This window comes from Bradyrhizobium sp. Arg816, assembly GCF_029989365.1.
Lineage (GTDB): Bacteria > Pseudomonadota > Alphaproteobacteria > Rhizobiales > Xanthobacteraceae > Bradyrhizobium.
Map to the genome: position 1 here is coordinate 22,808 of NZ_JAPRAQ010000044.1, position 9,772 is coordinate 32,579.

Consider the following 9,772-nt stretch of genomic DNA (forward strand, 5'->3'; position numbering starts at 1 on the left):
CGTGCGCACTTATTTTGTCTGTCCCGCGCCGCCTTGCCCTAACGGCAAACTACATCTGGGCCACATCGGCGGCGTGTATTTACTCGCCGATATCTTCGTCCGCTTTCAACGCATGACCGGCCATCGGGCCTACTACATCACTGGCTCAGACGAGCACGGCACACATACGCTCGAAACGGCACGAAAGCTCGGCCGATCCTTTAGCGAGGTCGCAGAACAATACGTTCACCAGATCTTAGAGTGTTTGCATGCCGTGCAAATTACGCCTGATGTGTTCGTGCGCACATCCAGCGCGATTCACAAGGAAAATTCGCTAGCGATATTCCGCGAGCTGCAAGTGGCCGGCTACGTCGACGTACGGCAGGGCGTCCAACTGTATTGCGAACATTGCGATGAGCTCGTTACGGACTCGCTCGCAACTGGCCGTTGCCCGGCTTGCTCATCGCCTTGCGACAGCAACCTGTGTGAGAACTGCGGGCTGGCTCTTCAGCACGACACAATCCGCGACGCACGGCACGTTACCTGCGGCCGCAATCTTGTGCTAAGACCCATCAGGCAGGCCGTGTTCGACATGCCACGTCTCGCTCGCCAACTGCACGAATCCATTGGAGAAAGCGCATGGCCCGAGCCGATACGCGCCAAGGCGCGCGCTTGGCTACACCGGGAGGTGCGCGGCTTGCCGATGACCCGCCATTTCAGGCACGGAGTGGAGTTAAAACAGCCTGACTCTCTGATCGGTCAAACGTTGCTTACATGGTTTGAGGGCCTCTGGTGCTTTGACACCGGAATTCGCGAGCAATGCGCCCGCTCAGGTTTGGACGCAAACGCGACGTTGCACGACCAGAACAGCGAGCTTCTCTTCTTCATGGGGCAAGATAATCGCTTCTATTACACGCTAGGTGTGGCCGGCGCTCTGCTCGCGCGCGGCTACCCGATTCCAAAAAATCACTCCGTCCAGGATTTCTACAAGCTGGCCGGCGAGAAGTTTTCCACCAGTCGTGATCATGCTCTTTGGGCCGATGAAGTGGCGCGCGAAGTGGGGCCAAACGTACTCCGTTATGCACTGGCGCGAGTGGCCAAGCCGTTTGGAACCGACGCAAACGATTTTGATCTCGACGGGCTCATCTCGGCAGCCTCACGCATTCGGGCCTGGGAAGATGCGTTACGGCGGTATGCAGAAAGTGCACGCACGGTAGAGAGCACCGAACTCTCCCCGACTTTCCGCCGCTTCGCTGAAGATTACGCCGATGCGGTCACGGCACTGCGTTTCTGGGATGCGCTTGATATCATCGACAGGTACTTCGAGCTAGCTGGCTTCGCACATGCAAAGGGTTGGACATGGAATGCTGCGCAGGTCTCGCTGTTCCTGAGCCTACTCTATCCCGTAGTACCTGAGCTAGCGGTGGGCTACGGCCAGCACTACTTTGGCGGCGCGTGGCGGCCGTCCCTCGAGACATCGGCCGTAGCAGCCCAGCCAAAGGCCTCGGTGGACTTTCCCCGGTTCAGCACGCCAATACCCGCAAGCTTTGCCTCGGAGTACAATAAGCGCTTTCGCAAAGAACAGATTTGGCGATCATGAAGATCCGAATGACGAAGCCATGACTACGCGCATCTCAAAACGCAGCGCTGTCGCTCAGGGTTTTGCGCCGTTCAACTCCTCAAGTGCGACGCATGGTATCAATTTCGGCTACGCGCTGCCCGACCCGGTGATGTTTGCAGAACTGCCGTGGCCAGACGCGTTTGACGGACGTACAGGTGTGGCTCCCGCCGATCTGCCGCAGTATACGGATGCGGCGGGTTTGCCCGAACTTCGTACAAAGCTCGCACTGAGGTACGGTGTGCGGCGTGACCAAGTCATGCTTACGGGTGGAGCTTCACAGGCCTTACAATTACTTGCCGATGGCTGGATTGACCCCGGTGACGTGGTCCTGACGGAAGACCCCTCCTACTTGGGTGCACTGCGTACGTTTTCGATCGCGGGTGCAACCGTGGTCCAGCTAGGTCTGGCCGCAGAGGGAGTGGATCTGAACGAAGTTGAGGCAATGCTGCAGACCAGTGCCCGGGTGAAGCTTTTCTACACGATGCCAGCATTTCATAATCCAACCGGGCACCAGATGTCGTGCGATTATGTGGCCAAATTGGCGGCACTGCTGGCCCGCAGTGGCGCTCTCTTGGTGCAGGATCTTGTCTACGCTGAGTTGCCCTATAACGGTCCAGTGCATTGGTTAGCGCCGGGCGACAACGTGATCAATGTCCATAGCATCTCAAAAGTTGCCGGACCGGGACTACGGGTAGGCTGGGTGCTCGCGGAGTCGGACATTATCAACAGGCTTGCGCACCTCAAACGCGACGGCGGCGTAAGTCCGGTTCTAAGTAATGTCGTTTTGGGATTATTGCAATCGAGCGCTCTTGACTCGCACATAACACGCTTGCGCGAGCACTACCGAGCGAAGCGAGACGGCCTACATAGGTTATTGCAGCGCAGCCGGATTTGCGAGCCGGAATATAGTGTGCCAAGCGGGGGCTTCTCGCTCTGGGTACGGCTTACCGCGGGTACGGATCCGGAGAGGTTTATTGAAGCTGCAAGCCGCGAGCACGACGTGCACCTTATAAATGGTCGGAACTATGGCCCACGAAGTGGCGGTCACGTGCGCCTGTGTTTCAGTTATCTTCCAATATCTCTCATTGAGCAGGGGCTGGAGCGCTTAGGTAACTTGCATGCTAACCTCTAGACGCGCGTGGTATGTTTCAGCAGAGTTTTCCCATCTGAGAAGGGGTCCTAGGTCCAGCTCCCAGCGCCACCACTTCTGAAGAGAGCGAGCTTACGCGGACACACGAAGTCGCTGTCCTGCTTTGTTGCCGGCCGGCAAGGTCGCCTTGGTGCGCCCTAACCGACCTGCCCGTCACTCGTCCGACGCTTCGGAGAAATGTTCGAGCTGTATAAGGGGCGCTTCGTTCCCACGCACTGGAGGCAGAGTATACGGTCCCGATTTACCGCATCTTTGCAAGCTACTTAAAGTTCATCGCGGCGAACCGAGAGCTGGGCTGCAAGCTCGTGAGCAGCCGGGTTCGCCGGCCGCGCACTCCGCTCGTTAGTCCGGCGCGGTTCGGTGTGCTGATTACGGCAGCAGCCGCTCAAAGCTTGCTCCCCGAGACCAGGATGCATTGACCACCGCCTCACATTCCTGACTTCTGGCTGTCACTCAGTTCACGAAATCTGGAACGAGTCCGCAAACTCTTGAAGGTCGGCAGCTGCGCTTGAAAGACCGAGCAGTCAGCTCTCTGAACCGCACGCCTCCGAGCTTGCCGTTGCTACGGCGTCGCCTGATGAACCGACACAGCGACAACTCACGAACGACGCCAAGCGACGTTTCGGGGTCGAGATCACAGCTTACGTTGCAGACCGACTGCTGCGCACGCACCGGACCTGGTGGCGTCGCGAAAATCTCTTGCGGAAGAGATTCAACGTTGCGCCAGTCTACGATTAAAGGGACATCGACAACTGCTCACCAGAACGTCCAAGTCCAGTACGGCCTCGGCTGCATAATCCCGTCGAAAACTACCAGCTTTGGTAGATCAGTTGTGATCGACAGGTGAGTAGCATCGTTGCCGCAGCAGGATCGGGTGCAGAGGCACGCCCCGGGTCGCAACGGTTGGCGCTTCTCTAGATCTTCGGGCTCCATTCTGATGTGAGTACATGGTGATGTCATCATCTTGCAGAAGCGATGACAATTCGAGTTCAAAGGCGTCAGACAACTTTGTCCAGCAACGCGTTCGAGATCGCCCAGATTCTCGATGGCATTCGCCGCTGGGTCCTGATCGAATCTCCGACGGAGCGGCCGGATCAGATCAACAAACTGGTTGATGTTGTCGCAGCAGGTTATCGCGACCTGCCGGCCAGCGTCGAGCGCGTTGCGGGGCGTGACGGCTGCGGCGATCATTTGGTCACCCGCTCTTCTTGGGGGCAGGGCGTACCGGGCATTCTAGTGTTGAGCCATCTCGACACAGTTCATCCGATGGGATCCATCGAACGGCTACCATTCAATATCGAGGGCAACCGTGCGTTCGGCCCCGGCATCTACGACATGAAAGGCGGTGCCTACCTCGCCTATCACGCATTCCGGCAAATCTGCGCCGTTGATGCACGCCCGCCGCTCGGCATCACCCAGCTCTACGTGTCGGACGAAGAGATCGGCAGCCCAACCTCGCGCGCGCTGATCGAGGCCGAGGGCCGCAAGGCCAAATACGTACTGGTGACCGAGCCGGCGCGAGACGGGGGCAAGGTCATCACGGGGCGCAAGGGCGTTGCGCGCTTTGACGTATTCATCAAGGGCACTCCCGCGCATGCAGGTACGCGCCCCGGGGACGGCCGCAGCGCGATCCGGGAACTCGCCCATGTGATTCAGACGCTGGAGGCGATGAACGATCTCACGCGTGGTATCACCGTCAATGTCGGCGTCGTCCGCGGCGGCACCAGGCCCAACGTGGTCGCGGAGCTGGCCTATGCGCAAGTCGACATGCGCGTCCCGACCATGGCCCATGCCGACGAGCTGGTGCCGAAGATTCTCGGCATCAGCTCGCGCACCGAGGGCGTCAGCGTGAAGGTATCAGGCGAATTGAACCGTCCGCCATATGAGAAGACCAGCGCCGGTGCCGCACTTTACGCACACGCCAAAACGCTCGCCGCCGAACTTGGCTTCGAGCTGCTCGACGCGTTCAGCGGCGGCGGCTCCGACAGCAATTTCACCGCGCCGCATACCGCGACCCTTGATGGCCTTGGCGTCGACGGCAAAGGCGCGCATACGCATTATGAGCAACTCTACATCTCGTCGATTGAACCTCGCGCGCGGTTGCTGTACCGCATGTATCAGACGCTGCGATAATCCCGGCGCCAGGCGAAGTCAGTGACCGCGACGTGCGTTTGATGACGCCGCCGGCACATTCGCAGGATCGTTACTCGCCCTCCCCCAAGGGCTACAGGCTGCGCCCCCGTCAGACCGACCTCATCGAAAACTATCCGTCGGATGCCGGATTTGGCATTGCAGGGTCAGCATCGGATAGAAGTGACTGAGCTATCCAATGACGGCAGCGGAAGTCAGGCGGGCAATCGGCTGCAAAGGTAGCGAGCACTTGGTCGCAAAAGGGCGAGCGTTTCCGACAATGGGATCGGCAGCGACCCTGATCTCAAAGGGAAACGAACTTTCCTGACGCAAATCGCAGCGCTGAAGGCGTGCGACACTAGACCGACCGGCGGCCCGATTCGAGCTTGGCCACGTTCACACGGCTGCATAAAAGGGCTTGAATCGGACGTAACGTTAAGTTGTACGGTCTTGAGGTGGGCACCTATCTCGGTCTGCCGCCGGGATTGTGAAGGATTGCGAATGTCTCAGCTGGTCAGATCCCCGTCCCCATGGTCGGTCATGATCCTCATCCCCCGTGGCGGATCGGTCGGAAGGGCTCTGCAGCAAGTCCCGATTGCGGCGCTACGGCTCGAACGTAGCTTTGAATGGCTCGCCATTCCCGAAGCGAGACTATGTGGCTGTTCTGGGCCGGGGCACCAGAGAGCCGACGAAATTGACCGACATAGACCTCCATCCGAAACCCCTAAGTGGGGAACGCTGCTTCCCGGCTCTGAACCAAGCCCCTCCTCTGGCGCGACATCGCGCCAAAATCAGTTCGCCGAACCGGGCCTTCCGCTCGGTTCAAACTGCTTTCCCGTGGTGGCAAGGCATTTCCATCGCGCAAAGGTGCGACAGACGGCGGGCCTGCCCAGGTTTTCAAAGAGCCTGAGCTGCAATTGTCGCTCCGCGTGACCAGCGCGGCATCGGAAGATATTGCTTGGCATTATGGAGCAGCAAGTTGAAAGAGCCCGACGGCGTCAAGAAGGTCCTGTTGATCCACCATATTGAAGGCCAATGCCGTTGCGTCATCGGCTTCAAAGATGGAGACGCCAGAGAGGCCTATATGTGCGGCGAGCCTGTATATCAAAGACGCGGCAAGAAACTGTCTTCGTGGTGTGTCTATCACTACGGACAGATGCACACGACCGCCGCCCAGCAGCACAGAGAGAGTCATCAATCGGCCGAGTTCCCTCAAGCAGTATCTATTGTTCGCAACCCATGAGAACGATCAAAAACCGGGTCCTACCAAGGCCGTGTGATCATAGCCTGTACAAGGGCCAACCGAAGCATGTGATCGGGACCTCGCCAAGCAATTCCGGGTTGCGGCGAAAGCACGTCGCGACAAACGTACTGTGCGGGTCTGACGTCCATGAATAACGAGTTGGATCTCTGCAGCCTGATCGAGCGAAACGCTGCGTATGCTCCCGACAAAACTGCGATCCATTTCGAAGGGCAGATTCTCAGTTACGTCAGCCTCAACCGACAGACTGCGCGGATCGCTCGCCTTCAGAGCCAGCTCGGCGTCCGGAGGGGAGACCGGATCGCGATCCTCAGCTTCAGCAGGCCGAATTATCTGGGGATCCAATGGTCGATGCGAAAGCACCGACCTATCCTCTCTCGGAGCAGGACGGCGCGAAATCAAGCTTCGCTCAGTGCCTCACCACGACGCAGCAAGTTCAGCATTGTTGCATCACGATCCCTGTCCGATCGCGTCCAAATGCCCGGAGGTCGCGGATGCCGCGGATCCTGATCATGAATGCCGGTACGGCTCAAATGTCGGGCGCCGATCTGACACCAGCTCAACTTTCGCTGGCCGCCAACTCGGCATACCGTTCAGCGTGGTTTGCTCAGGAGGGTGACCTGATAGTCTCCCCGGTAGTCATCCCGGCGGATCTGCTATCCTTCATTGGCGCGACGCTCGATTTCGACGCATCGAGTCTCTGTCTGCTTGTACCTCAAGGCGGCGGCCAAACGCCGGTGCTTGATGATTGCACACTCCTGTCCAAGACTGTTGTTGAGCGAATCAACAGACATATTCGTCAGAAATCAACCTGGCGATTATATCCCTGCTACTCTACTGAAGGCGTCGCACGCCTGGCGGCCAAGCTGGGCATACCGCAGACCGGCGACGACTTCGCTCTGCAGCGAGGGCCTGATCTGTTGAACCGCAAGAGCCACTTCCGTCAATTGGCGACAAGCGTCGCACTTCCGCTGCCCAATGGATCTGTCACGACGGACTCGAACGAACTATTCAGAGCAATCACTTCCCTCAGAACCGAGACCGGCAGCGTCATTGTAAAGCTGGACAATGGAGCCGGTGGAGTCGGAAATGTCATCCTGACCGGCAATGAAAGCGATCCACTACCTGGGGCAAGAGATACCCGGCGAGTTCCATGGCCGTCGTTTGATCCTGACGCGCTTTGGTCTGAGATGACAACGGCATCGTGTAAGACGCTGGTCGTGGAGTCGTACCACCTGGCCAAGTCTTTGTTCTATCTCGAGTATGAAATCGAGGATGATGGTCCAATCGTTTTCATGAACAGCGGAAACATACGTCTGCGTAAAAGCACGGATCAATCTGAAAGAGCTCTGATCTGGACAGGACTTGAGCTTCCAAGCGACCTGGGGAACGAGCAATGGTTGACTGCCCAGGCGCATGCCTACCGATTTGTGGCGCTTGCGCGAAACCTGGGATATCGCGGAATGATCAACATTGACGCCATTTTCGCTGATGACGGACGGTTGCTGTTTAATGAAGCGAACGGCCGTTGGGGTGGCGGCTCGGTGTTACACAGCATTGCCGTCCGGCTGCTGGGCTTCGACTATTCCGGTTGCAACGTTATTTTATCCGTAAGAAATGTTCGATCAGGATCTCTCCAAACAGCGCATGATCGCTTGGTCAAGGGAGGATTTCTGTTCGACCGCACACGCAAGGAGGGCGTGATCCCGCTTGCCGCCGACCAAGAGGCTGGCACGGCGGAGTGCCTTGTGATTGCGCGCGATAGGCCCGCGGCCCGCGATCTGCAGCACCAGCTACTGCGAATGGTTTGATTGAGATCCCAACGACCATATCTTCAACCGCTCAATTCATCGGAACTTGTCCCTGCTTTCGATCGCGCGCGGTACCTGACCACGCGACGTGAATGTCCGCCTCGTCTCGCTCGAGCTCTGTCAGCCCCAATCGCGACCACCCTTAAGTCGCTCCTGAAGTGCTGGCCGATCGGCGATGAGGTGCTCGAGGTGCGGCGGCCCATTGTCTGGCCGCTCGCCTTGCGCCAATCGTCCAATCAGCGCTCGCGTCGCGTCTACCACGTAGACCCCGCAAAGATAGCCGTTCTGCTGCCGGGCCATGCTGGCCGCTTGCAGGAGGGCTGCGAGCTGTTCTGCAACGGTACTGTTGGAAGACCCGGCGGAGTCATAGTATAGGCAACCGGCGCGGTAGGCACGCGCCGATCAAGCAGCAGAAGTGACCAGTGGGCGCAGCCGCCGGTAACGCCAGCATCGTTCACAGGCACGAACAGGAGTTGGCGGTATCGTTGCCGTCCTGATCATTGACGATCTGCTGGAAGGCTTGTACGCCGTCGCTCTGGCTCGGGATCAAGCGCAGCAGCTGGGCTTGCGCAGGTTGAACGAATCGGGTCTGGGCGGCGAGATCCGGCTCGTTCCGTTGCAACTCTTCTTCCACGAGGCGTAGTCGGCCGTGATATGCTCATCGCCCAGCCATTCCGTGACGCCGAGCAGAGGCCCGCTGCGGCGTCCGTGGAACGAGGTCGGATGCACAGCCGCGAGCTGGGCGTCAGGTGGGTAAGCGCAACAGTTTGAATTCGCTCGTGCTCAAGCGCCCACAGCCCGACGTGCAGACGATGGCAAGCGTCAAAACGATGTGGAGAGCTCGCCAACAACGTCGCTTCGCTGACGCTGGCCATTCGTGCTGGTAAGGTCGAATCCTTCGGTGAGAGGCGTTTAGGTCCTTGATGATCGGCTCAGGTATTGCCACAACTGAGAGTCCTTGCAGTAGGTTGCAACCCAGCAAGGTGACCGCTCGATCTGCAAGCCGATCGTAGTGAGGTGGACTTGAAACGGCAAACCCTCGTATAACTCGTTCCCTCTTTCTTTATACCGATCACCCGCCTCCGTATAATTGAACATTGGTGCCCAGCCGTAGGAGCGTAGCCTCTAGATGGCAATTGCCTCCACAATGATCGGTCGGATCGATCCCCATGGGGCACAGCTGCAGCAGCGAATGATTGAACATTGCGAAATTTAACCGGATCGACTGCGCCTGGTGCGCCAGAGGCGAACGATCGCGATCTAGCTTTGGATTTCGCCAAAGGAGTGCTGATCATTTTGGTGATCGTCGGTCACCTCATCCAGTATATCCTCTACCGAAATGAAGGCTTCTGGGATTCGCCATGCTTCAAATGCATCTACATGTTCCACATGCCTCTCTTTATGGCGATAAGCGGATATCTTGCTTGCCGCGCGCTGTTGCGAAAGTCGTTAGCGCAAGCCGTCGGCGATCGGGCGATGCAGCTCTTGCTGCCCATGCTGTTTTGGTACGCTCTCCTGGAGACAGCAAAGTGGGCTGTGCTCCCCCGCGCGCCTGACGCATCGGGCGACATTTTGCCATTTCTATACGATGTCGCCGGCACGTACTGGTTCATCTGGGCAGCGTTCGTTTGTTTTCTTCTCGTTAAAATTCTTTCGAGCTTCGATCATTGCTCGCCCTGGATCTTGTTCGTATTGACCTGAGCCCCTGAACTTCCTCCAAAAATGGGTAGAATCCGTCCACCTTGAGGGAGACGGAGATGAAGCAGTCGAGGTTCACGGAAGAGCGGATCATTGCGGTGCTGCGGGAGCACGAGGCAGGA

7 protein-coding genes and 1 pseudogene are annotated in these 9,772 nt (G+C 58.1%); 7 read left to right on the forward strand and 1 reads right to left on the reverse strand.

Annotated elements, in window-relative coordinates:
* Window position 1 precedes the first annotated feature (1 nt).
* From OWC48_RS44450 to OWC48_RS44475, 6 genes are all read left to right on the forward strand, one after another.
* Window positions 2-1,579: a class I tRNA ligase family protein gene (locus tag OWC48_RS44450; RefSeq protein WP_282525694.1), complete on the forward strand. Its 1,578-nt coding sequence runs from the start codon at window positions 2-4 to the stop codon at window positions 1,577-1,579.
* A 19-nt stretch (window positions 1,580-1,598) separates the two neighbouring features.
* Window positions 1,599-2,732 carry a PLP-dependent aminotransferase family protein gene (locus OWC48_RS44455; protein ID WP_282525695.1) on the forward strand — a complete coding sequence of 378 codons (1,134 nt, stop codon included), beginning with the start codon at window positions 1,599-1,601 and terminating at the stop codon, window positions 2,730-2,732.
* Between the two features lie 993 nt (window positions 2,733-3,725).
* Complete coding sequence (locus OWC48_RS44460; RefSeq protein WP_282525696.1) at window positions 3,726-4,883, forward strand: M20 family metallopeptidase; 1,158 nt, start codon at window positions 3,726-3,728, stop codon at window positions 4,881-4,883.
* A 976-nt stretch (window positions 4,884-5,859) separates the two neighbouring features.
* The gene (locus tag OWC48_RS44465) at window positions 5,860-6,123 is read left to right on the forward strand and encodes a hypothetical protein (protein ID WP_282525697.1); all 264 of its coding nucleotides are present in this window, start codon (window positions 5,860-5,862) and stop codon (window positions 6,121-6,123) included.
* Between the two features lie 147 nt (window positions 6,124-6,270).
* Window positions 6,271-6,651, forward strand: a complete 381-nt coding sequence (locus OWC48_RS44470) for an AMP-binding protein (RefSeq protein WP_282525698.1) — start codon at window positions 6,271-6,273, stop codon at window positions 6,649-6,651.
* On the forward strand, window positions 6,636-7,952 hold the full coding sequence (locus OWC48_RS44475; RefSeq protein ID WP_282525699.1) for a peptide ligase PGM1-related protein: 1,317 nt from the start codon (window positions 6,636-6,638) through the stop codon (window positions 7,950-7,952). Before OWC48_RS44470 ends, OWC48_RS44475 begins: the two co-directional genes overlap by 16 nt.
* 454 nt (window positions 7,953-8,406) lie before the next feature.
* On the opposite strand, the gene OWC48_RS44480 is transcribed toward OWC48_RS44475, so the two are convergent.
* Window positions 8,407-8,586, reverse strand: coding sequence for a hypothetical protein (locus OWC48_RS44480; RefSeq protein ID WP_282525700.1), 180 nt, complete (start codon window positions 8,584-8,586; stop codon window positions 8,407-8,409).
* Between the two features lie 569 nt (window positions 8,587-9,155).
* Here OWC48_RS44480 and OWC48_RS44485 point away from each other — a divergent pair.
* A pseudogene (locus OWC48_RS44485) lies at window positions 9,156-9,644 on the forward strand (acyltransferase family protein); the annotation flags it as partial.
* Between the last annotated feature and the right edge of the window lie 128 nt (window positions 9,645-9,772).

What these genes read in the sequence shown, in the direction of transcription:
- OWC48_RS44460 (WP_282525696.1), top strand. Translation starts at nt 3,726, where the DNA reads ATGACAATTCGAGTTCAAAGGCGTCAGACAACTTTGTCCAGCAACGCG.
- OWC48_RS44475 (WP_282525699.1), top strand. Translation starts at nt 6,636, where the DNA reads ATGCCGCGGATCCTGATCATGAATGCCGGTACGGCTCAAATGTCGGGC.
- OWC48_RS44455 (WP_282525695.1), top strand. Translation starts at nt 1,599, where the DNA reads ATGACTACGCGCATCTCAAAACGCAGCGCTGTCGCTCAGGGTTTTGCG.
- OWC48_RS44470 (WP_282525698.1), top strand. Translation starts at nt 6,271, where the DNA reads ATGAATAACGAGTTGGATCTCTGCAGCCTGATCGAGCGAAACGCTGCG.